Below are 22,320 nucleotides of genomic sequence, written 5' to 3'. Positions count from 1 at the left end.
TGATTATATGAATGGTTTAACAACTCTGACTTTTTAATCAAAATGAATGAAACAGATCTTTCCAAGCTTCTTGGTGTCGTAAATCGCTTTACAAATATCAATAAAAACTGGTCTTGCGTATTGTTGTTCTGGATGCAGCGTGCTACCGGTTATCTGGAAATGATGACTCTCGATGACGATGAAAATACGGCAACCTTCCTTATCGAGAAGCTGGATAAACTTTTAGATCCATTGCCGGAAGATATAAATGACACGGTTTTTGCAGACGCTTTGGCCGATGACTTTGAAATCTTATTTCTCATGGCTCAATACGGTTCAGAATACTGGAATTCGCTAAAAGAAAGTTTTGGTGAATTTTGTATTAGACATACTACGTTACCCAATCAATTGATTGCTGATATACCACATGCAAAAAAAGAAGAAGTCAGCATGTGGCTAAAATCTTTGCTTAAAGCATCATGAAAACAAGCCTTATCACATTAGCATCCTCGCTAATGCTTATCGGTGGCTCAATGCTATACCTGATAAATACCAAAAAAAGTGCTGAACCCGCATCACATAATGATGAGGGTTCCCATCGCGATCAGAATATAGTCAATGACCGATTTCGCATTTTAAAAGCGCATGAACTGATTCAGGTGCTCGACTTAAGCCCTCAAATTTCCGGTATTAAGATGAATTTAGGGTTGTCGGATGAAAACTGGAGTAAGGATGCCCTTCCCTTTTTGGAAAAATATATAGCCTTTGTTCAAAGGCTTCCCGCCAGTGAGTCTCATCACCATGCAGGTGATGGTGGTTTAGTCCGCCATACACTCGATGTAGCTGCACTGGCCCTAGTCGCATCGACATCTCAATCATGGCCGCCTAATGCCAAAACGGAGGAAATAGCAAAAAAAACCGCGGCCTGGCGTTATGGAATCATGTGCGCAGCCCTACTCCATGATGTTGGTAAAACTGTGACTGGATTTCAAGTTGAGCTGTTTGATTCAGGTACCAGCCTTGAAAAATTGCTATGGTTGCCTGATGCAGGTTCGATGGCTGAAAGCGGTAAGCTTTATTATCGTGTCGAATTTCCTGATGCAAAGTCTGCTTACAGCACACATGCCGAAATCGCTTGGACATTCTTTCAAGCTTTGGTTCCTTCGCATGTCAGACAATGGCTTGCTACAACCGATCCAAATTTAATGATTACCTTGAGAAATTATCTGAGTGGGAAAAAAGATGGTAGTCCTCTTGAACAGTTAATAAAAAATGCTGATATGACTTCGGTTTCACGGGATTTACGAAGTGGCAGCCGTCAACGCTTTTCAACTGCCAAGCGTAAACCATTTATTGAAACGATTATGGAAACATTGAAGGAAATGTTATCCGACAGAGGGGTCCATTTCAGCATCGCAACGACTGCCGGTGGTGACCTGTTCCGCAAGGGTGATCGTATCTATTTGATGTCAAAAAATGTACCTGACTACATCCGGCAGTATTTGAGAAAAAATCAACATCCTGCTGCAGGGTCATTTCCAACTGATAACCAAAGGATATTTGACACATTATTTGAGTACCGTGCCGTCATTCCGCCGGAAAACGATCCTCACAGGGCAATTACCCATATAGAGGTTGAGTTTACCCGCATGGACGGTGAAAAGGTTCGCAATATATTCAGTGTACTTTGTTTCAATGCTAAAACCTTGTATCCGGATGGAGATTATCCGGCTGAGTTCTTAGGCAATCTTTCTGAAGTTGCCGCCAAAAAAGAAATAGCAGATGTTGTAGATTCAGAGGATAAAACATCGATTAAGACACAAGATATTGAAGTTAAGCCAGCCAACACCAAAGACAAAATGGATTTTTTGTCTATTCAACCGGAAATGACAGAACAGCATTCCCTGCCTGAAATAAATCAAACTGAGACAGCAAACTCTGCTTTTGATAGTAGCAAGAACACACCTGCTCCAGAGGAAAATAGATCTAGTGATACAGAAAATGCTGAAAACCCAAATAAACCGGATTACAGCTCAATTGATAACTTAATCGAAAACTTTAACCTGATAGAACCTGATTCAGAACAAACAGAACAAACCAATACGGAAGCTGAGACAGCAGTAAATGCCGATAGCCCGATTCAGGAAAATATAAGCGTGGAAGTTGAAACTGAGACAGTAGCCAAACCTCACACTGAGGTTAAAGAAACTGAGACAGATAAAACTCCAAAAACAATTAAATCGGGTACCAAAGCAGGCCGCAAAAAACTGGCCGACCTTTTCTCAGACGATCGTAAACCTGTTGAGAAAACAGCTGATCCTGAATCAGAACATGGACAGATTAAAACAACTGAGACAGTAACCCATCAAATTGATACTGAAGCAGTTTCATTGCCTGAATCTGAATCAGCACAAAATGGTATGCGTGAACTGGAGCAGCTAAGACTAAAAGAACCTACATCTAGTCCACGTCCAGTTCAAGTCATGGATGACTCTCAAGGTTTAGATAGCCTTGCAAGCGGAGCGAAGAATATGGCCGAACTCGAAGCCTTAGTTTCTGAACGTAATTTGAAAAAGCAATCAGAAACAGAGTCAACCGAAATAGTCGAGGATTCAGTCAAAGCCAAACATATGGAAGCCAGAGACCGTGGTATGCAGTTTTTACGATGGCTGGCAGATGGATTAGGAGACGGCAGCATAGCTGTCAATAGAAGTGGTGCAACAGTCCACTTTATTGAACAGGGAATGCTGTTGGTTACGCCAGCCGTATTTAGAGATTACGCCGGCGGCGTGTTCAATAAATCTGATACGGAAAGCCTAGGCCCTCTTACACAAAAAGGCTTTGAAGCTTTGAGGTTGCATGCAAGGACGAAAAAAAGCTCATTGCATAGGGTTCTAACGACAAATGGTAGCAATCGCAGACTCTTCTATTGCTACCTTATCCCTGAACATAATATCAAACATATCATACAGCCAGGTTCAAGACCTCAGAATAATACCGATATTAAATTGGATGAATCCGACTTATTAGTAATGGAACAAAAATGAGTGCCCACTTCCCTGAAAACGTTTATCGATCACCCTATGAATGGATCAGTGTAGCCGCATACTCCACCACAGCGGTTTCAGTAGCACATTTGCCTGTACCTCCGGTAATTGCTTATGGCAGTTTAGCCATTTTTTCGGTGGTTTCAGTCAAACGCGCGTTATCAGCATTACGCATTATGCGTTTCCGGAAAAATATCCGGAAGTTGCCCTATTATGCCCTTACCGCTGATGAAATTCCTTCTTCTGATAAAGCACTTTTTCTTGGGAAAGGGTTTAGATGGACACAAACACATACCCAACGTCTTTTTATGGTTCGCCAGCCTGAGAATGACGGACTTCGTAATCCCTCTAAACTCTATAAGGCAGCGAGAAAACATGAGATTGAGACAATGGGTACAGACTGGATTTCCCGCATAACTCGGAAATCAGCATGGTGGAATCCGGTTGCTCCCTTACCTCCGGTGGGCGGTTCTCCTGAATTACATGGCATTGAAATTGATGAAGATGATATTTGGGAAGATTTAGGGGAACGCGTTGGCCACAAGGTTGTATTGGGCACAACCCGCGTTGGTAAAACCCGACTATGTGAAACCATGATCGTTCAGGATATTCGGCGGGGTGATGTAACGATCGCCTTTGACCCCAAAGGCGATGCTGACCTGATGACTCGAATGTATGTCGAATCGCAAAAATCAAACAGGCCATTTTATATGTTCCATTTGGGTTTCCCCGAGTACAGTTGCCGGTACAACCCAATCGGGGATTATGGTCGTATTACGGAGGTGGCGACAAGGATTGCGAACCAACTGCCCTCTGAAGGTCAGTCTGCTGCCTTCCGGGATTTTGTTTGGCGTTTCGTCAACGTTTTAACGAAAACCATGGAAGGTTTATCCATTAAACCAAGCTATGAAAATATCTATAAGTCTGCTGCAAATGTAGATGAACTTGCGGGGGATTACTTTAAAAAGATATTGGATAAGCATCACCCTGGTTGGGAGAAAGACTTCGACAATTTTGATATGCCGGAGTCGGAAGCAAAAAGCGCAGTCAAGACAGGGCGCAACTTGGACACAATGAAGCTCGGTTCATTCTTGAAGGCCAAAAAGCACAACGAACCTCTTATTGACGCATTGGGTGGTATTTTGTCCAATGACAGATCCTATTTTGAGAAGCTAGTCAGCTCTCTGTATCCATTACTGGAGAAACTGACGACTGGCGAAGTTGCCAAGCTTATAAGCCCGGATACAGAGGATTTGTCAGATCCAAGAATCATTATGGACTGGCGCAAAGTTATGGAATCGAATGCTGTCGTCTATATTGGATTGGATTCCCTATCTGATGCCGAAGTTGCAGCAGCCGTAGGTAATGCGATGTTTGCTGACTTAACCTCTCTTGCAGGTCAGATCTATAAATTTGGCCATGGGGTTGGACAGAGTGGAAAAACTCAGAAAAGAAAAGTCTCAATTCATGCAGACGAATTCAATGAATTAATCGGTGACGAATTTATTCCGTTATTGAATAAGGCCGGTGGTGCCGGCTATCAAGTGACGGTTTATACACAAACATGGAAAGACGTTGAAGCCAAAATTGGCTCCCCGGCTAAAGCAGGTCAAATTGGTGGCAACTTGAATACGATGATTATGCTTAGGGTGAAAACCGTCGAAACAGCAGAGATGCTGACTAATCAGTTACCGGAAGTCAAAATCATGACCAGCACCTTGGTATCAAGGGCTGGAGATGTTGCTTATCCGGATAGTCACGAAGATTTCAGCAGTGGAAACGAAGACAGGATTGGTGCTGAGACAGTTCCTATGTTAACGCCCGCTGATTTAACCCAATTACCAAAGGGTCAAGCTTTCGCGCTTATTGAAGGTGGCCAGTTATATAAAATTCGGCTTCCCTTACCCAAAAAGGACAAGCTTGAGAAAATTCCAGCACATATTGGTGAAATGGCGGCTGAGATGCGCGAAGTTTACAGACTAAGCCAGCCTTCGGCTGAAGAAAACGCATTTACGGAAGGAAGTAGTTATGCCGTCTAATACAAGCGCATGGTACATGAACTCATTGCCTTTAAAGTTCTTATTCCTCCCGTTTAAAGCTGCTTATACCTTATTTTTGATTGTGTTGCTTATCTTTGGTAGTTCGATGTTGACTCAAAACTATTTTGGTACCGGTAATCTCTTGGAAGATGAAATCAAATGGTCTGAGTCTGTTGGCCATGATGCGTTTCCAGGAAAAGAGGTTGGAGATACTATCAATCTGCAAATTGCCAGACTAAGTTACAAGGGGCTGAAAACCGTATTTTTTGACCTGACATTAGTCAATGAATCTCTGAAGGCTAAGTCAGAGGCGGATTTCGGCTATAAATTCAAAAATTACTTAGCTCCCCGTATGAAATACCTACAACAATTTGATGCTACATTGAAGGTTATATCATTACGTTTGGGGAACTTGGCATTGTTTGTAGGTATTGCGGCAATCTTTGCAATCCCGGTTTTGATAGATGGGTTAGTGATGAGAGCTATCAGACAGGAAAATGCCTCACGGGAGAGTGCCGGAATTTATCACCGGGCAAAATACTGGAGAACAGGAATTATTTGGTTGGGGTGCATGATTTATATGTGTATTCCTATATCAATTTCGCCCTACTTGCTCTCTTTGCCTTTGATAGCGGCAATTTGGATGATTTTCATGCAAGCCAAATATCTTAAAAAGTATCTTTAGGATTCCAGTGGAACCTATGTGGTGCCTTTTTAAGGTCTTTACGTAAGGAACTAATATCATGACTATAGTATTTTTGTATTGAAGAAACATTCTTGTACCCCATCATAGTTTGTACTGCCCTAACATCGTTGGAAGCAATCAAATAATTATATACACAAATTTTTCTCAAAGTTCTTGGAGTAATGGGTTGCCTTAAAACTCCCAGTATTGAGGTTGTGACAACTTTAGAAATTTCATTCCTCGTAACTGCAGTACCATTTCTCTTGGTAAATAATGGGAATTTCGTATTTAAACCATTTGGCATTTCATAGTGATGAGGTAATAATTTGAGATATTTCTCTAAGTAATAGGTACTTACATAATCAAGATACACAATTCTTGGTCTCTTGAACCTGTTATCAAGATGAAGTGCTTGTTCATGCTGAATGAAATTTCGAATTTGTAATCTGGATAATTCACAATTTCTTAAACCTGCATGATATATCAGATCTAAAATGCACCAATTTCTAAGATGCACAACATCATGCTCATTTTTAGGTGTTTGTACAGAAATTTGACACATAGGAATTAAATTTACCATGCTATCAGGCATCTTGAAATATTTTACTTTTTGGGAAGATACCTTTAAATTTCTTGTAAAACAGAACCAATTTCTAAAACAGTGCCAACTTGCAATATACTGATTTAACGATGATACTTCTCTTCGTTTAATTGAACTTTTATTGAGTGAGCGATGATATAAAAATAGCGTCTTTTTAAACACATCAGGGTCACAAAGTACAATTAAATCCCTGTAACCCAATGATTGTAAGATATGCCCGTATATTTGAAGTTTGTGCTGATACAACTTGATTGTTGAAATGGCATATTTTTTAGAACGCAAATATCTCGTAAATTCTGAGAAGATCAAATTATATTGTTTACTGCTTTCAGAGGACATCTACTTTAAACCCTCGTTACCTGTCAAAATTGATGCTCTCTTAGTGTTATAATGTATAAAGAAGTTGCTAAAGTTTGAAAAGTATTTGCAAAATACTTAAATTTCGAGTATTATATGAATGCAATATTTTATGATTAACTACTAGTTAATAAACAGGAATAAACAACAGCGATTGTTAGGTATAGGGAAAAACTACATAATTTATATTATGTTAAATTCATAATGCTAGTATTTCAGCCTGCCAACTCCTGTTTCTCTTAATTCTACAATTACTTACAGAATTCAAAAATAAAAAGGCCGTCTGAAAGGTTTTTCAGACAGCCCGAGACCTTTGAAAATTCCCCAAAATCCCCTAAATTCCCACCAAGACATTTAGGGGATTTCTCATGAGCACCTTCTTCCAGCAAACCGCACAAGCCATGATTGCCAAACACATCGACCGTTTCCCACTATTGAAGTTGGATCAAGTGATTGATTGGCAACCGATCGAACAATACCTGAATCGTCAAAAAACCCGTTACCTCCGAGACCACCGCGGCCGTCCCGCCTATCCCCTGTTGTCCATGTTCAAAGCCGTCCTGCTCGGACAATGGCACAGCCTCTCCGATCCCGAACTCGAACATAGCCTTATCACCCGCATCGACTTCAACCTGTTTTGCCGTTTTGACGAACTGAGCATTACCGATTACAGCACCTTATGCCGCTACCGCAACTGGCTGGCGCAAGACGACCCCCTGTCCGGATTGCTGGAACTGATTAACTGCCAACTGGCCGAAAAAAACCTAAAAGTAGAGAAAGCATCCGCCGCCGTCATTGACGCCACCATTATTCAGACCGCCGGCAGCAAACAGCGTCAGGCCATAGAAGTCGATGAGGAAGGACAAGTCAGCGGCCAAACCACGCCGAGTAAAGATAAAGATGCCCGTTGGATAAAGAAAAACGGCCTCTACAAACTCGGTTACAAACAACATACCTGTACCGACGCGTCACACGTGGTCGTGTTCGCCGCCCGTACCCACGCCGACGACGCTTATCTGACTGAAATTTTGGAAAAAGAAGACCAAGACGGGCCAAATTTAAAGCCGGCGGCGATGGCGCACGCCGCACCTTCTTGGGCATTCACCGCAACCAGTTCCAAGACGAAGCCGAATGGCTCGCCAAACAAGTGCACATCAACATGGGCTTCGCTCTGTTCGCCGCCACCGCGCTGGGCATCGACGCGGTGCCGATGGAGGGCGCGGATATGGCGGTCTTGAACGAAGAATTCGGCTTGACCGAAAAAGGCTATACCACCGTGGCTGTGGTGTCCTTCGGCTACCGCGCGAGCGATGATTTTAATGCGGAACTGCCGAAATCGCGGCTGGCGGTGGACGTGGTTTTTTCTAAGGCGTGAGTTGTAGTAGGAAAGGTCGTCTGAAAGACAAAAGTGCGGTCGGTTTGGCAAACGTTTTTTGCCACCAACCGTGCTTTTGGGTAATGGGAAATAGTGAGAAAGGTCGTCTGAAAATCTGCTTTCAGACGACCTTTTGATTTGTAAATTACTAAAAGTTATACGCTCAATGCCTACACCGCACGGCTAAAATTGCCGAGCTTGACGACTTGGGTAAGGGCGTAGAGATCGTTGAAGTTGCGTTTGGTTATAATAATGCTCTAAATTATGTATATCATTTTGATGTTTTGCTTAAATCTACTGTCTTGCCATCATTTTTAATTAAGGTTCGATGTTGATTTATATGATCTTGTACATATGCCAATGTTTCATCCATTGAATTAATACTAAATGTTGAAACATGGTTAGGAAATGTTTGATATTTTATGTAGTACCCTGCAATAGCAATACATTTTCCATTTACTTCTAAAAATCCATTTGCTAATGAAATGTTATCTTCAATAATTTCAGATGAATCTTTTGATAACTTACCTTCCAGTTCGAGTAAAGAATATTTATCCCCATCAGAAATAATGAATATTTCATTATTCCACCCTGATAGTTCAAAATCGGCTTTAGGCTCTTCAAGAAACTTAGGTATAAACTCCAGTATTTTACAAGGTAACATCATCTTAGAATTAAAAATTATTTCTCTAACAAGTGGTGTACCGTCATCTAACGTCCAATCTCCAATTTCTGGCTTTCTAATGGTTAACAAACCGATTCCATGAACTTTAGCTTGGGTTTCCGCACCACTTTGGTAGCCTGTTTTCGTGGCAAAAATACCCATTAATCCTGGAATACTAGCAACTTTCGTAACAAATGCATCAATCTTATCTATGGATATAGCTGTTGCATAATCTTTACATTCAATAACATTTTTATAGAGTACGCCGCCGTATTTAAATTCCCAATAAATATCAAATTGTCTCTGATTACCAAAACGATCGGTTAGTATTTTATTATGCGTAACTTCTACTGTTTCTCTGCTATCTATATTGACTAAAATTTGTTGTACATCACGAACAAATTTCTCATATTCAACACCTGTATTTTTCATATTTCATTCCTATATATTTGATATTAATTAAAAACCGTTGATACCCCATACAACGGCACATTCACCACCCAATCCTCTGCCCGATAATCCGACATGGAAGCCCGCACCGCCAAGTTCGGCTGATATTGTTCCACATAAGATTTCAAACTTTTCGCCCGCAGGTTTTCTTCGGCTTTCACTTCAATCGGGATCACGTCCTGCCCTCTCTGTACCACAAAATCCACTTCCGCCGTGCCTTTTTCCGTTGCCCAGTAAAAAATCGGGTTGGGCTGTCCGGCTTGCAGTTGTTGAAGCACATATTGCTCGGTCAATGCGCCTTTAAATTCGGTAAACAGGCGGGTCGGTTCAAGCAGCGTGGTAGGGTCAAGTTGGCTTTTTGCGCCAAGCAAGCCCACATCTAGGCAATAGAGTTTGAAGATGTTTTCCTGATAGCCTGACAGCGGCAGATGCGGTTTTTTGATGCGGTAAACGGGGTAAACCAGCCCGCTGTCTTTGAGCCATTGCAGGGCGAGTTCGTAATCTTTGAAGCGCGCGCCTTTTTGCATATCAGAAAGCACGAATTTTTTGTTTTCCTTAGCCAGCTGCTGCGGCAGGGCGTTCCACAGCGCACGCACGCGCATCACAAGGCGCGGATCGTCAATGTGTTTGGAAAAATCATATTCATACGCCAGCAGCAGATTTTGCTGCACCGAGCGCACCGCCTGTACGTCTTGCGTATCGGCAAAAGTCTGCACCGCCTCGGGCATACCGCCGACAAAATAATATTGGCGCAGGCGGTCGATGTATTTGGTTTTCATCGCCGCAATCAACGCCCAATCTTGCGAGCGCAACAGGTCGTACAGCGGCTTCTCGTCCAGCGCCAGCAGAAATTCGCCGAAATCCATCGGATACATCGGCAAAAATTCAACCTTGCCCACAGGGAACGACACGCCCTGATGCAACGCCACGCCGAGCAGCGAACCGGCGGCGATAATCGGCAAGTGCGGTGCTTTTTCGTAAAAATATTTCAGCGCGGTCAGGGCTTGCGGTACTGCCTGAATTTCGTCAAAAATCAACAGGGTATTGTCGGCGTTAATGCTCACACCCGCCTCGATGGACAAGCCGAGCAGCAGGCGGTTGATGTCAAAATCGCCGCCAAACAGGGCTTGCATCTGCGGATTGTTGTCAAAATTGATATAGGCGACTTGTTCAAATTCCGCCGCGCCAAAGGTTTTCATCACCCAAGTTTTGCCCACTTGGCGCGCGCCTTGAATAATCAGCGGCTTGCGATTGGGTTTGCGTTTCCATTGGGAAAGGGATTGAAGAATATGGCGTTGCATAGGCTGCTCCTTTTCGGTTTTTGGTTGGAATTATAGTGAGGGAAGATACATTTTTCCAACGAAAAAATGCTAGATATCACATTTTTACAAAGGAAGTTTGGATTTGAAGTGCGGTTGGTTTAGGAAAAGTTTTTCCGCTGTATCGTGGCAGCCTGAAAAGCGGGGCGACAAAAATGCCCGCAAATCCCACCGCATTTTTTCCCGTTTAACCCTTTGTTTCCATAAATTGTTTTCACCCGATTGGTTGCCGTGTTGCGGTTTTTGGGCTATGGTTTTCCTTATTTTCGGCTTGTCAATGAACGGAGAATCAGGTGATCGAATTCAACAACGTCAGCAAACATTACGTCGGCCGCGCCGCGCTGGATAAGGTGTCGCTGGCGATCGGCTGCGGCGAATTTTTTGTGCTGGTGGGGCGCAGCGGCAGCGGGTGGGGATTCTGCGGGCGATTGCCGCCGAACCGGAAATGTTGCTGATGGACGTGCCGTTTTCCGCGCTCGACCCGATTTCTCGCCGCCAGTTGCAGGAGTTGGTGAAAACCCTGCAGCGGCAGCTTCAACTGACGGTGGTGTTTGTTACCCATGATATGAAGGAAGCGCTACTGCTTGCCGACAAAATCTGTATTTTGAATCAAGGCAAAATCGTGTGTGTCGATACGCCCGAGGCAATCCATACGCATACCGCCGATCCGTTGATTGCCGGTTTGTTTGCCGGGGAGAACGGCGATGAATGAACTATGGCAAACCTTGATGTTGCTGTTGCTGGCTACTTTGAATTTGGCGAGACAGGGACAGTTGTTGGTTAAATGAAAAATCGTGCGGCTTAAAGGCGTGATAAAACGGACATGGTTTCAGGTCGTCTAAAAATTACATTTGGAAATTCAAACTGATGAAGATAAACCCTAAAAACGGCAGCATCAGCCTGCCGGATGGCAACATTATTAGCGCACGAACCACGCTTGATGACTGGATTGCATGCTTCCCAAAATCCAGCCCGAATCATCTGTAAGCGGGAATAACATTTTTCGGTTTGTCATTTACCAAACAGTCCGAACAATACACCCTTACCGCCCAGTTCGAGCAGCAACGGCTGGAGCGCTTATCCATATTCTTCTGCCCGATAGGCGAGGACAACAGCTGGACAGCATGGTCGGAGGAACGTGAATTGCAACGCAGAAAACAATTTGATCGATGGCTGGATAAGCAGCTGGGCGATGCCCCTTGCGCCATTGAAACATCGGCAGCAGGCAAATGCCGTCGATTTGCATGGGGCAATGCGGGTGCGTATTACTACAATAAAGACGGCAGTACAATGATTGTCCTCAGTTATCGCTGAACGCCTTACAAAGGACACCTCATGCACTACCAATCGCTCAACGCCGCGCTGGAACAATACAGCGGCAACCTGACCCCCATCCCGCCTCCCCCAACAGCCTCGCCCTGCATATCGACCGTCAAATGCAAGGTCGTCTGAAACTCCACACCACCCGACGGCATTAGCCTCAGCCTGACTTATCAGAACGAACCCGTGTTCTGGTTGTTCTTCAGCCACGATTTATACGACGTTTACCTCGTCCGCAGCTACGCCGAAAGCTGGCAGGCATACCAGCCCGTCGGGCACATCGGCAGCCGCGTAAACGAACGCATCGCCCTCCAACCCACCGCAGAGCAAGGCCTGCTGTGGAACAAATATTTCATCGAACAACTCGCCGCCCAAAACGCAGGACTGCTCGGCATCGGCGAATGGCACTTCGACTACCGCCCCGCCCAATCTCTGCCGCCGCGATGGGGCGAATGCCGGCACGACACCGCTGTAGTACAACCCGAAACCGATGAAAACTACTTTCAATGGCTGTTTTCAGGCAGCCGTTTCGACGCATTGGACAACAATTTCTACACCCAAGCCGAACGCTTCATCGCCCTGAAAACCCACCACGCCGAAGACGACCGTCTGAAATATTGGCGTAAACGCGCACGGCAAAACCAACTGCCGCCCGTCTTGGTGTACGAACTCACCGCTCTGTCCGACTGCTGGCTGATTTTAGACGGACACCTGCGCCTCGCCGCCGCGCTTGCCGAAGGGCAACTGCCGCCCCTGATTACCATCCAAACCACCACCGCCCGACACAGCCCGCAAACCGCCGCCGAACACGAAACCGCAAAAGCCGCCGCCCTGTCGCAATACGAAAAAATCGCCCAACAAACCGACAACAATCCTCAAGCCTTAAACGCCGTCAGCCAGCACATCGTCCACGCTTTCGATACCCGCCCCTACCTGCTACACACCACTCGCGCCGCCGCCGACATCGCCCCCAAAACCTGGTTGCAGCAACTGCAAACCTACGCCGCGCAACATGGTTTCGCCGAAGAATTTGAACGCATTTGGACAACGGAATCATGGCCGATGAAACGGGTAGGCGCTTTTCAGGTCGTCTGAAACCAAGTTTTACCGCAGCCAAAAGACCGTCAGAAAGCCCAAAAGCAGCCTGCACCCCGCCACTTGCTGTAACCGCATGATATCTCTAAACTACCCCCTCCCCACTCTTAAAGAACCACCCACGAAACCCAAACTATCCACGCTTGCCATCTCCACCCTTCTTGCCGCCTGCTCTGCCGTTCCGCATCATAACGAGCAAGCGAAAGCCCTGCTGGACGAAGGCATTGCCCTGTATCAAAAACAGGATTACCAACACGCCAAGCCCTACTTTGAACAGGCACAGCAGGCGGGGCATATGAAAGCGCCGCGCTATCTGGGCTTGATGTATCTGAACGGCGAAGGCGTCGCCCAAAATGTGCAAACCGCTTTCGCCTACTTCACGCAGGCTGCCTAAGCGGGCGACATTACCGGGCAATACTGGCTGGGCTATTGCTACGAAAACGGCGTCGGCACGGCAAAAGACATGACCCAAGCCGTGCACTGGTATCAAAAATCCGCCGCACGCGGCGACCATAATAGTGTTCGGGATTGTCGCCGAAGACGACTACGTCGCCATGTTGTTCATGCTGTTCGAAGGCATACCAGATACCCTCTTCTTCACACAGACGGTTGATAAAGTTGAAGTCGCTTTCGAGATACTGGGTGACATACTCGCGTACGCTGTAGGTCCGGCTCTTTTGGAAACGGTAGTCGACACCGGAGAAGCCGTGGTGTTTGAAGACGGCGGCAACGATGTCGGGGATGGTTTGGTGTTGAAACAGTCGGGAAGTTTGGAAATGTTTTAAAGCCGCGAAGCGCGGCTCTAAAACAAAGCGGTAAACGGTTTCATCCTTGGATACCGACAACTTCTCGCATGAGGTGATAATGCCCTGCCTTTGCTTCGCCGGCGGGTCGTCTGAAGCAGACCAGAATACCCCGGCTACTTCCGACAGTAAGCCTTCCTACGGACAAATCTCAAATGCTGCGCGCTGATTTAGGTAGGAAGACAGCGGCAGCGAAGAATCGGTCGAGGTGGCAGTAATTTCAACCCGGTAAGCGGTATTGACCGCTTCGGATGCGCTGAAGGAGCGGACTGAAAGTGACGGAGAGAAACGGGCGAAGGTAAGGTGGTAGGATTGACGGGCGGTCATAAGGGTAATATCCGACTGACGATGAACCCTGTATGGTAACGGGGATGATGCCGATGGTAAAGCAAATGGATGAATGGGGAAAAGGCCGCCTGAACGGTTGAAATAAGGGATAAAGAGACATTTTACCCCGCCCTATTCCACCATCCAGGGAAAAAATGGTAAATTAAGCAGCCACATTTCTCTTAAAAACCATTGATTTTATACTAAAAATTGGAGTACTATACGGAATCATTTAAGATTAACTAATAGTAAACAAACAGGAATAAACAACGGCGATTGTTAGGTATAGGGAAAAACTACATAATTTATATTATGTTAAATTCATAATGCTAGTATTTTAGCCTGCTAACTCCTGTTTTGCTCAATAGTTCAATCACTTACAGAATTCAAAAGTAAAAGGTCGTCTGAAATTTTTCAGACGGCCTTTTATTTATATCTCCCAGTCTTTTCTCAGCAAATCCTTTATTGTTTTGATCGGCTGCTAATCAATTACCTACTCCAACTTTAACAATGGAAAGTGAGCAATCTATTCAATCAGTTTATGCCACACCAACGCTATACGTTTCGCCCTTGCTGTCCGCTTGGCCGACAATGGCAGCAACGGCAGCAGCCAAGCCGTTGCGCGTCATGTATTTTTGCGGAATTTCTTGGGCATTTTGTGTCAAGGTATAGGCATTATCTTCGCCATCGGCAAGGCCGCAGGGGCGCAAAATGGTCCAATTCAAACCGCTTTGTTTGAGATAGATTTCGGCTTCTGTTTTTGCACGGACGGCTTCGCCGAGTGCCTGTTTGAACGGCTCGCTCATTATGTCCCATTGTTCGCCGCAGCCCATGCTGGTAATCAGTACAAAGCGGGCTTGCGGATTGGCGGCTTTCGTAGCGGCAATGATGTTGATATTGCCCAGCGCATCACTGCGGATGCCCTCTTCGTTTTTGCCGCCGACAAAACTGATCACGGTATCGGGACGGTATTGTGCCAACGCTTTATCGAGTGCATCGGCATCAAGCGCATCGGCGACGATGGTTTGAATATTGTGTTCGGCAAAAAAGCTGTCTTCAGACGGCTTTCTCAATACGGCGACGATATCGGCTGAATTGGTCAATGTACGGATATAGGCGCGGCCGGATGGGCCGTTGGCTCCGAAGATAAGCTGCATGTTTAGGGCTCCTTTGCATGGTAGATGTTTGTTATTAGAAAATCCGCTCCTCTATGCGGCGAGGAACGGATTATCAGGCCGTCTGAAACTGTTTAAGTAGCATCAAACAGTTTGCGCATGGCTTCGATTTGATGTTGTTTCAACTCGCCTGCCTCATCGCGGCCGACGAAGATTTTGAACATGGCGCCGCCGTTGCGGTTGATAAAGTTGAGCGAGCAAGTGGCTTTACCCATGAACGGACGTTCCAAAAGGTAGATGGATGCGCAGTTTTCATAGTAGATATGACCGTGTACGCCGCCATCGGTTTCGGGATGGTCAAAATTGTAGAAACCGCGGCCGACTTTGCCGTTAGGCAGTTTGCCGCTGACTTCGACGATGGCATCGGGGGTGTGGGCGATGAAGGTAACGGATTCATTCCATGCGGCGATGGCTTGGAGGATTTCGACAATGCGGCTGCCTTCGGTTTGACGCACGTTCTCTTCAGGCAGGCAGCGGATAACGTCTTCAAAACTGCATTGGTTTTGCGCGGCCAGCATTTCCAGCACTTGGCCGGGATTTTTTTCCAATGATTGGCGCAACATGGTTTGTTGTTCGGCTGAAAGTTTTTGCATGGTTTGATCCTTTTCTTGAGTCGGAAGAGTGAGCATGAGTTTGCGGATAAGAGTGGGCGACCAATAACGGCCGCTGGTATTCAAACGGATCAGGCCGTCTGAATCGGGTTCTTTAAAAAGCTGCATTTCCTGCCATTGGGCAATCAGCTTTTGCGCTGCTTTGTTGCCGTCAAACAATGATGGATTCAGACGGCCTGTTTCAATATCGTGCTGGACTTTGCTGAGAAGTGCTTTATTTGGGCTATGACCGCTCATAAATGCGATGTTTTTCTCGCCTTTCGGCGTGGCGAGATAGCTCTCCAAATCGCCCTGCACCTGATAGCTGAAACCGCCGAAGTTACCGCCTGCGCCGGAGCCGAACGCCAAACAGGAAATATCGGATTTGATCAGGGTATTGTAGCGGTTGCGTTCGCCGCGGCCGGGATAGGCGAAGTGGCTGTTACTGACCTGTTCCCAGCCTTTTTCCAGCAGTGTTTCAACCGTGTAGGCATATTGGTCTGCCTGAATATCGAAACCCGGCGGTGTCGGAAATGCGCCTTTTTCAATCATGCGGTTGATGGGCAGCATGGGATAAAGGTTGAACGCATACGTATCCAAACCGGACAGAGGCAGCTCAGCGGCACGGGCAATATCGTTTTGCCAAACTTCATCGGTTTGATTGGGCAGGCCGAACATCAAATCAGCCACAATCACGGCATCGAGTTCGCACAATTTTGCCAAATATTCAAACGCCTCGTCGCCGCTGTGTTTACGGCCGAGACGGCGGCGGATGGCGGTATTGAAGGTTTGCACGCCGATGGAAATGCGGTTGGCCCCTGCTTTGAGACAAGCCTGTGCTTTTTCTAAATCGAAATGGCTCATGCGCCCTTCGATGGTGAACTCGCAGTCTTCGGCAAGCGGCAGATATTGGTAGCAGGCACGAATCAGGCGGACGAGGTCTTCCGTAAGCAACGCGGTCGGCGTACCGCCCCCGAAATAAACGGCTCGGATTTTGCCCTTGCCTGTACGGACTTCGGCTTCAGCGGCCATTTCTTCGATAATTTTGTCGGTGTACACGCTGCTTTGGCTGTCCTTCCACGCATTACGGTAGAAGCCGCAAAAAACGCAATGGTTGGCGCAAAATGGAATATGCAGATAAGCAAGCGCGTCCATATCGGCGGCATGGGGAAGCTTTTTCTTCCAAATGTTCTGCCACTGGGGACGCGGCATTGGAACGCCGCCCCAAACGGGCATTAATGCCTGACGCTCGGGAAATGCCTTGGGTGCGGATTGTCTTGGAGTCCAAACAAGCTGCTGTACCATGATAATGATAAACAAAAGTTATTGGTAAGATTTATATATTAAATAATCATTATCATTTTCTTGTCAATATTTTTTGTAATTAAAAATTAGTATTATTTTAACACATTGTATTCTATAAATAATTAAATGTATTTCTATTTGATGAAAATCGGCATGTTACTTGGGCAATGCACAAAATTTGGTGCTTCAAGTCGGGAATATCGTCCCATCTCGTTTCATTTTCGAGCAATACAATAAATTTTATTTATCGTTTTTCAGACGGCCTTTAGGCGCTCAGCTTCTGAAATAAAACCCTGCTTCATCTTCGCAACGGCGTATCTGCCAACCGTAAACCGATTCAAGCAAATCAGGGCGCATCACTTCGCCCACCTTGCCTGATGCAACGACTTTTCCCTTATTCATCAAAATAATATGTTCCGCATAACGCGCAGCGAGGTTTAAATCGTGTAATACCATTATTGATGAGGCACGGCTTGAATGCCCGACCAAATACTGCATCAGGCGGTGTTGGTGGCGGATATCGAGATGGTTGCACGGTTCGTCCAAAAGCAAGACCGGCGCGTTTTGCAACAGGGCGCGGATGATGTTGGCGCGTTGTTGCTCGCCGCCTGATAGCTTGCCGATGCGCTTATCCGCCAATACCGTCAAATCAAAATAATCGAGCAACTCGTCCGCCCATTCATGGTTCAGACGGCCTTTTTGTACGAATGATGCCAACGCAATGTATTCGCGTACGCTCATCGGCATATTGTAACGGCCATGCTGCCCGACCCATGCCACCTTGCCCGCGCGGATTTGCGGCGCAACGGCTTCATTAAAAAGCGTGATTTCCCCCTGCCCTGTTTGCCTGATTAAGGCCCGCAGCAAAGTGGATTTGCCCGCACCATTCGGACCGATAATGACGGTCATGCCGGAAGGTATATCCAGTTGATCGATTTCAAGCAGGGTTTTGTCTTGGACGCGGACGGAAAGATTACGAATTTGAAATAAGGTGTGCATGGCAAAAGATATGGGGCAATGAAGTTTCAGACGGCCTGTTTAGGCATCAACGGTTTTTCAAAGGCTTGATAAACAAATACATAAAAAACGGTCCGCCCAATAAGGCAATCACGATACCAACCGGCAAATCGACAGGGTATGTCAGCCAGCGCGCCGCGCCGTCCACCACCATTAAAAACACTGCGCCCAACCAAGCCGACAGCGCAATCAGTTTGCGGCGGCTGCCGCCGACGGTTTGCGCCAGCACATTGGGGATCATAATGCCTAGAAAACCGATGATGCCCGAAAGCGATACCGCTGCCCCCGTCATCAATGCTGCACCGATTACGGTTTGCACACGCAATGCCCCAACTGATACACCCATACTGGCAGCCGTGTCTTCGCCCGTCATCAAAACGTCCAGCCGCCTGCCTGCCGACAGCAAAATCAGAAAACCGGGCAACATGACCGCGATTGCCGTTACAGGCGATGAGAAACCGGCTTCAGCAAGGCTGCCCGACAGCCATGTGGTCGCGCTGCGCAATACCAAATCGTCAGATAAAAACAAAATCATGCTGACCACCGCGCCCGAAAACGCGCTCAACACAAAACCCAATACCAGCAATCCCAAAGTACCGCCGCCGAGCAGCTTGTGCACTGCCAAAATCAGCAGGCACACACCCAATGCACCGAGAAAAGCCGCCGCCGGTACACCCATCGCGCCACCGCCCAGAGCCAATAACACAATTACGCCCAAGGCCGCCCCGCCCGACGTCCCGATCAAACTCGGATCAGCCAGCGGGTTTTCAAATAAAGCCTGCAATGCCGCACCCGAAGCAGACAAACCGGCCCCGACCAAAAGCGCGGTATAGATGCGCGGTAAACGGATTTGACGAACGGTTTCATCCATCGCCAGCGGCGACTCCCACGCGCCAAAACCGATGCCGCAGCACAAATAAACGGCGGCGGCAGTAAGCAGCAGGCAGAGGATAAGGATATGCGGTTTCATGACATCATACGGTTTAATCGGATTGAGGAACGGTTTCAGACGGCCTTTTTAAGACAGCCGTTTTGCTCCTCAACAAGAAGGAACACATCAAGGCCGTCTGAAAACAAAAATCGGGTAGGCTTTTCAAAACAGGCGCGTTTATTTCGCCAAACCGTGCAAACGCTGAATCACTTGCGGCGTATCCAGCCCGTAACGGAACATATCGTTGGCCTTCCACAAATAAATCTTGCCGTTTTTTGCGGCAGGCGAGTCGGCGATTTCGGGGCGTGCGGCAAAGGTTTTGACGTTTCCTATCATGGCGGTGTTGTGGTCGGCAATAATGATGATGTCAGGTTTGGCCGCAATCCATGCCTCACGCGTCATCGGTTTGAGGCCGTCAATGGCGGCTGCGGCATTGATACCGCCGGCGCGGCGGATGATTTCGTCGGCGGCAGTATTCTTGCCCGATACGATGCGCCCGTCGTAGCTGAAGAGGTAGCTTTTGCCGCTGGAAGGCTGCTGTTTCATATCCGCCTGCCACTTGCTGGCCAACTTGTCCGCCTGCGCGCTTTTGCCGATAAGCTGACCAATGTTGCGGATACTTTGCGGATAGGCGGCGATGCTATCGTCGGGTGCAACATTGACGGCTTTAATGCCTGCTTTTTGCAGGTGGGCAAAAATATCGGCAGGCTGCGCCATCCATGAACCGATGGCGATGTCGGGTTTGGCGGCCACAATCGGTTCAACCGTCAGACGGCGATGAATGCCGATACTGGGCTTGTTTTTCAACGCCGGATTTTGAACGGTCTGATCGCGGCCGACGATTTCGTCCAATGCGCCAAGCGCGGCAACGATGTCTGCCGTATCGGGGGTTAACACGACGATGCGTTGCGCGTGTGCAGTGCCGGCCAACGAAATAAACGCGGAAAGCAGAAGGAGTTTGAGTTTCATTGTTTTTCCTTGTCGAATGCTTTCAGACGGCCTGCTCGCTTTCTCAGGCCGTCTGAAAACGGTTGAATCACATTAGAACTTCAGTTGTACGGTCGCGGCGAAATTGCGGCCGCTTTCGGTGTACAAGTCCATCACACTGGTACGGCTTATGCCGGCAACGTCGGCGTGCTGCCAGTATTTTTTATTGCCGACGTTGTAGATGTTTGCGCCTATTTCAAGGTTTTTAAACGGCTTGTACCACGCGCCGACATCCCATACGCCATAACCCGGCGCTTGGAAAACAGTCTCGCTGCTGACGCGGCTGTGTTTTTTCGACCAACGCAGCTTGGTGCCGACACCCCATTTTTCCTGCGTGTAATCCAAACCTAAAACGCCGTTGAGCGGATAAGCAGAATCCAGCGGCGTGCCGTCCTGCTGCTTGCCGCGCATCCAAGCGATGCTGCCGGATACCTGCCAGCCCGGCAGGAATTTGTAGGCGGCAGAGGCTTCTGCGCCGTAGGTTTTGACCCTATCCAGGTTTTGATATTGGTACTGGATAATCGGGCGGCCGCCTATGATGGAAGTGCCGACTTCAGTGCGGTCGATGAAGTTGCGGTAACGGTTGTAGAACGCGGTAACTTGCGCGCGGGCGCGTTCGTTTTTGAACTTCATCCCCAGTTCGAAGCTGTTGGAGCGTTCAGATTTGAGATTCGCATTCGGGATGACGGCATAGCCGTAGGTCGTGTTGGCAAACGCCATGGTCGCGCTGTCAAACGGCGGCGTGCGGAAGCCTTGGGAATAAGTAGCAAAACCGGTGAACTGCTCACCCATCGGTACGCTCAGACGCAGACTGGGCGTGAGTGCGGAATCGCTGAAACGTGTCGCTGTTCCGCTGGGGTTGGCATTGAGATAGGCTTGGTCGGTCGAAGTGTTCAGCTTGTCTTTTTCGTAACGCAGGGCCGGGGTCAGGACGATGCCGTTACCGAAAGTCAGGCTGTCTTGTGCGTAAACGCTAAACGTTTTGCGCTTACTATCGGGGAAAGTTTTATTCGGATAGGTGCTGCCTGCATAGATTTTGCTGACGGCGCCGGTCAGGTTGTCCACTGTCAGGCTGTCACGCGGACGGGCGGTCTCGGCGTGTTTATATTCTGCGCCGGCAACGACGGTTTGTTTGACCGCGCCATCAAATTCCCACACGCCTCGCCCGTTCAGTCCGCGTATGGTCTGATTGAAACCGTAGTCGGAATAACGGGTCGAGTTACCTAATAGACGCGCGCCCATGCGCGTCATGCTGACATCGACGGCATCGTCTTCTGTACGCAGTTTTTGCTGATAGGCAGTCAGGTTGGCTTCTTTCAGACGGCCTTCGCCAGTGTAGCGGTAGCCTGCTTCGATACGTTGACGGCGGATGCGGTCTCGGGCGTTGCTCTCAGATGTTGCGATGGATACCGGCCCGCGTGATTGCGAACCCAAGCCGTTTGCCAATACTGTATCGTTGGCGTGGTAATACTGTTCGTACAAAGTTTCAAAGCGGTGGTGTTCGTTGCCGATATTGCCTTTCGCCAAGATATTGTAGGCATTGTTTTTCTGCGGGTTGGTAGCAGTACGTGCAGTCGAGTAGCTGGTATCGCTGCCCATGTTTTCGGTTTCATGACCTTGACGGCGCGTCAGCATCAGCAGACCTTCGGCGTTTTCATGGAAACCTGCCACAGTCGCAGTAACCCCATGGCTGCGGTCGCGGCTTCGGTAACCGTGTTTCAACCCAAAATAACCGCGTTTGCCTTCATCGACGAAATCACTTGGAGAAAGCGTCACCATGTTCACCACGCCGCCGAGCGCATCGCTGCCGTAGAGCACGGAATAAGGTCCTTTGACAATATCGACCTGCTTGAGCGTGTCGCTTTCGACCATATCGCGTCCCGAAATCGCACCATTGGAGCCGCCGCCTGCATAAGATTCGGGAATGCGCACACCGTCCACCATCATCAAAATGCGGTTGCCGTCTATGCCTCGGATATTGATACCGGCATGACCGCGGCGGTTGTTGTCAGACGGCACGCTGACGCCGGATTCATACATTACAATATCGTCCAAATTCTGCGCCGAGGCTTGATTCAAGGTTTTGCGTCCAATAACCGACACATTCGGCGCGGCTTTATCCAAGGTTTGCGCATTGCGGTCGGCCGTAACCACCACAGGCTCTATTTCTGCCTGAGCCACCGGCATCTGAGCCGCATATAACTGTCCGGAAAAAACCGCCCCTACTACACAGGCAATCGCTTTCTTTTTCATT

At 47.6% G+C, this 22,320-nt stretch carries 20 protein-coding genes and 2 pseudogenes; 12 read left to right on the top strand and 10 right to left on the bottom strand.

Translation table 11 applies throughout. The features are described 5' to 3' along the window. Positions 1-42: 42 nt before the first annotated feature. From ACTHRY_RS07000 to ACTHRY_RS06985, 4 genes are read left to right on the top strand one after another with little or no spacing between them, the layout of a single operon-like run. On the top strand, positions 43-462 hold the full coding sequence (locus tag ACTHRY_RS07000; protein ID WP_440374127.1) for a hypothetical protein: 420 nt from the start codon (positions 43-45) through the stop codon (positions 460-462). Continuing rightward, entirely contained in the window at positions 459-3,026 is a 2,568-nt protein-coding gene (mobH, locus tag ACTHRY_RS06995) for a MobH family relaxase (RefSeq protein ID WP_440374126.1), read from the top strand. The genes ACTHRY_RS07000 and mobH overlap by 4 nt, the downstream gene beginning before the upstream one ends. Next, positions 3,023-5,065 (top strand): type IV conjugative transfer system coupling protein TraD, encoded by a 2,043-nt coding sequence (traD, locus tag ACTHRY_RS06990; protein ID WP_070822207.1) that lies wholly within the window; start codon positions 3,023-3,025, stop codon positions 5,063-5,065. Before mobH ends, traD begins: the two co-directional genes overlap by 4 nt. Then, positions 5,055-5,750, top strand: a complete 696-nt coding sequence (locus ACTHRY_RS06985; RefSeq protein WP_049360037.1) for a DUF4400 domain-containing protein — start codon at positions 5,055-5,057, stop codon at positions 5,748-5,750. Before traD ends, ACTHRY_RS06985 begins: the two co-directional genes overlap by 11 nt. Here ACTHRY_RS06985 and ACTHRY_RS06980 read toward each other — a convergent pair. After that, a complete protein-coding gene (locus tag ACTHRY_RS06980; RefSeq protein WP_440374125.1) occupies positions 5,734-6,690 on the bottom strand; it encodes a tyrosine-type recombinase/integrase in 957 nt (318 codons plus the stop codon). The genes ACTHRY_RS06985 and ACTHRY_RS06980 overlap by 17 nt on opposite strands. Before the next feature lie 386 nt (positions 6,691-7,076). On the opposite strand from ACTHRY_RS06980, the pseudogene ACTHRY_RS06975 reads away from it, so the two are divergent. Together ACTHRY_RS06975 and ACTHRY_RS06970 are read left to right on the top strand one after the other, a co-directional pair. Next, positions 7,077-7,676, top strand: a pseudogene (locus tag ACTHRY_RS06975) (IS5/IS1182 family transposase); the annotation flags it as partial. A 191-nt stretch (positions 7,677-7,867) separates the two neighbouring features. Continuing rightward, a complete protein-coding gene (locus ACTHRY_RS06970) occupies positions 7,868-8,083 on the top strand; it encodes a nitroreductase family protein (RefSeq protein ID WP_198400587.1) in 216 nt (71 codons plus the stop codon). Between the two features lie 271 nt (positions 8,084-8,354). On the opposite strand, the gene ACTHRY_RS06965 is transcribed toward ACTHRY_RS06970, so the two are convergent. Together ACTHRY_RS06965 and ACTHRY_RS06960 are read right to left on the bottom strand one after the other, a co-directional pair. Beyond that, complete coding sequence (locus tag ACTHRY_RS06965) at positions 8,355-9,179, bottom strand: hypothetical protein (RefSeq protein WP_004520386.1); 825 nt, start codon at positions 9,177-9,179, stop codon at positions 8,355-8,357. A 23-nt stretch (positions 9,180-9,202) separates the two neighbouring features. Next, entirely contained in the window at positions 9,203-10,498 is a 1,296-nt protein-coding gene (locus ACTHRY_RS06960) for an ATP-binding protein (RefSeq protein WP_004520387.1), read from the bottom strand. A gap of 311 nt (positions 10,499-10,809) precedes the next feature. On the opposite strand from ACTHRY_RS06960, the gene ACTHRY_RS06955 reads away from it, so the two are divergent. From ACTHRY_RS06955 to ACTHRY_RS06930, 6 genes are all read left to right on the top strand, one after another. Next, positions 10,810-10,971, top strand: coding sequence for a hypothetical protein (locus tag ACTHRY_RS06955; RefSeq protein WP_004520388.1), 162 nt, complete (start codon positions 10,810-10,812; stop codon positions 10,969-10,971). Beyond that, complete coding sequence (locus ACTHRY_RS06950) at positions 10,962-11,228, top strand: hypothetical protein (RefSeq protein WP_050767752.1); 267 nt, start codon at positions 10,962-10,964, stop codon at positions 11,226-11,228. The genes ACTHRY_RS06955 and ACTHRY_RS06950 overlap by 10 nt, the downstream gene beginning before the upstream one ends. Positions 11,229-11,524: 296 nt before the next feature. Then, positions 11,525-11,830, top strand: a complete 306-nt coding sequence (locus tag ACTHRY_RS06945; RefSeq protein WP_004520391.1) for a hypothetical protein — start codon at positions 11,525-11,527, stop codon at positions 11,828-11,830. A 192-nt stretch (positions 11,831-12,022) separates the two neighbouring features. Further along, on the top strand, positions 12,023-12,931 hold the full coding sequence (locus ACTHRY_RS06940; RefSeq protein ID WP_004520393.1) for a hypothetical protein: 909 nt from the start codon (positions 12,023-12,025) through the stop codon (positions 12,929-12,931). Between the two features lie 76 nt (positions 12,932-13,007). After that, positions 13,008-13,325: a sel1 repeat family protein gene (locus ACTHRY_RS06935; protein WP_004520394.1), complete on the top strand. Its 318-nt coding sequence runs from the start codon at positions 13,008-13,010 to the stop codon at positions 13,323-13,325. 9 nt (positions 13,326-13,334) lie between these two features. After that, the gene (locus ACTHRY_RS06930; protein ID WP_440374151.1) at positions 13,335-13,544 is read left to right on the top strand and encodes an SEL1-like repeat protein; all 210 of its coding nucleotides are present in this window, start codon (positions 13,335-13,337) and stop codon (positions 13,542-13,544) included. Here ACTHRY_RS06930 and ACTHRY_RS06925 read toward each other — a convergent pair. The 7 genes and pseudogenes from ACTHRY_RS06925 to ACTHRY_RS06895 form a co-directional block, all read right to left on the bottom strand. Continuing rightward, positions 13,507-13,776 (bottom strand): annotated as a pseudogene (locus ACTHRY_RS06925) (contractile injection system protein, VgrG/Pvc8 family); the annotation flags it as partial. The gene ACTHRY_RS06930 and the pseudogene ACTHRY_RS06925 overlap by 38 nt on opposite strands. A gap of 824 nt (positions 13,777-14,600) precedes the next feature. Beyond that, positions 14,601-15,218, bottom strand: a complete 618-nt coding sequence (locus ACTHRY_RS06920) for an NAD(P)H-binding protein (protein ID WP_036490885.1) — start codon at positions 15,216-15,218, stop codon at positions 14,601-14,603. A gap of 92 nt (positions 15,219-15,310) precedes the next feature. After that, the gene (gene hutW, locus ACTHRY_RS06915) at positions 15,311-17,131 is read right to left on the bottom strand and encodes a heme anaerobic degradation radical SAM methyltransferase ChuW/HutW (RefSeq protein WP_036491262.1); all 1,821 of its coding nucleotides are present in this window, start codon (positions 17,129-17,131) and stop codon (positions 15,311-15,313) included. A 273-nt stretch (positions 17,132-17,404) separates the two neighbouring features. Further along, positions 17,405-18,130, bottom strand: a complete 726-nt coding sequence (locus tag ACTHRY_RS06910; protein ID WP_315116359.1) for an ABC transporter ATP-binding protein — start codon at positions 18,128-18,130, stop codon at positions 17,405-17,407. 46 nt (positions 18,131-18,176) lie between these two features. Continuing rightward, a complete protein-coding gene (locus ACTHRY_RS06905; protein WP_036490882.1) occupies positions 18,177-19,118 on the bottom strand; it encodes a FecCD family ABC transporter permease in 942 nt (313 codons plus the stop codon). Between the two features lie 138 nt (positions 19,119-19,256). Next, complete coding sequence (locus ACTHRY_RS06900) at positions 19,257-20,048, bottom strand: heme/hemin ABC transporter substrate-binding protein (protein ID WP_107831913.1); 792 nt, start codon at positions 20,046-20,048, stop codon at positions 19,257-19,259. Positions 20,049-20,120: 72 nt separating this feature from the next. Next, a complete protein-coding gene (locus ACTHRY_RS06895; protein ID WP_315116365.1) occupies positions 20,121-22,319 on the bottom strand; it encodes a TonB-dependent hemoglobin/transferrin/lactoferrin family receptor in 2,199 nt (732 codons plus the stop codon). Between the last annotated feature and the right edge of the window lies 1 nt (position 22,320).

Source organism: Neisseria sp. P0004.S004, assembly GCF_051963335.1.
Lineage (GTDB): Bacteria > Pseudomonadota > Gammaproteobacteria > Burkholderiales > Neisseriaceae > Neisseria.
Note: the sequence above shows the minus strand (reverse complement) of the source record. Positions and strands in the feature narration are given on the sequence as shown.

What these genes read in the sequence shown, in the direction of transcription:
- ACTHRY_RS07000 (WP_440374127.1), top strand. Translation starts at nt 43, where the DNA reads ATGAATGAAACAGATCTTTCCAAGCTTCTTGGTGTCGTAAATCGCTTT.
- mobH (WP_440374126.1), top strand. Translation starts at nt 459, where the DNA reads ATGAAAACAAGCCTTATCACATTAGCATCCTCGCTAATGCTTATCGGT.
- traD (WP_070822207.1), top strand. Translation starts at nt 3,023, where the DNA reads ATGAGTGCCCACTTCCCTGAAAACGTTTATCGATCACCCTATGAATGG.
- ACTHRY_RS06985 (WP_049360037.1), top strand. Translation starts at nt 5,055, where the DNA reads ATGCCGTCTAATACAAGCGCATGGTACATGAACTCATTGCCTTTAAAG.
- ACTHRY_RS06980 (WP_440374125.1), bottom strand. Translation starts at nt 6,690, where the DNA reads ATGTCCTCTGAAAGCAGTAAACAATATAATTTGATCTTCTCAGAATTT.
- ACTHRY_RS06970 (WP_198400587.1), top strand. Translation starts at nt 7,868, where the DNA reads ATGGGCTTCGCTCTGTTCGCCGCCACCGCGCTGGGCATCGACGCGGTG.
- ACTHRY_RS06965 (WP_004520386.1), bottom strand. Translation starts at nt 9,179, where the DNA reads ATGAAAAATACAGGTGTTGAATATGAGAAATTTGTTCGTGATGTACAA.
- ACTHRY_RS06960 (WP_004520387.1), bottom strand. Translation starts at nt 10,498, where the DNA reads ATGCAACGCCATATTCTTCAATCCCTTTCCCAATGGAAACGCAAACCC.
- ACTHRY_RS06950 (WP_050767752.1), top strand. Translation starts at nt 10,962, where the DNA reads ATGTTGCTGATGGACGTGCCGTTTTCCGCGCTCGACCCGATTTCTCGC.
- ACTHRY_RS06935 (WP_004520394.1), top strand. Translation starts at nt 13,008, where the DNA reads ATGATATCTCTAAACTACCCCCTCCCCACTCTTAAAGAACCACCCACG.
- ACTHRY_RS06920 (WP_036490885.1), bottom strand. Translation starts at nt 15,218, where the DNA reads ATGCAGCTTATCTTCGGAGCCAACGGCCCATCCGGCCGCGCCTATATC.
- hutW (WP_036491262.1), bottom strand. Translation starts at nt 17,131, where the DNA reads ATGGTACAGCAGCTTGTTTGGACTCCAAGACAATCCGCACCCAAGGCA.
- ACTHRY_RS06910 (WP_315116359.1), bottom strand. Translation starts at nt 18,130, where the DNA reads ATGCACACCTTATTTCAAATTCGTAATCTTTCCGTCCGCGTCCAAGAC.
- ACTHRY_RS06905 (WP_036490882.1), bottom strand. Translation starts at nt 19,118, where the DNA reads ATGAAACCGCATATCCTTATCCTCTGCCTGCTGCTTACTGCCGCCGCC.
- ACTHRY_RS06900 (WP_107831913.1), bottom strand. Translation starts at nt 20,048, where the DNA reads ATGAAACTCAAACTCCTTCTGCTTTCCGCGTTTATTTCGTTGGCCGGC.
- ACTHRY_RS06895 (WP_315116365.1), bottom strand. Translation starts at nt 22,319, where the DNA reads ATGAAAAAGAAAGCGATTGCCTGTGTAGTAGGGGCGGTTTTTTCCGGA.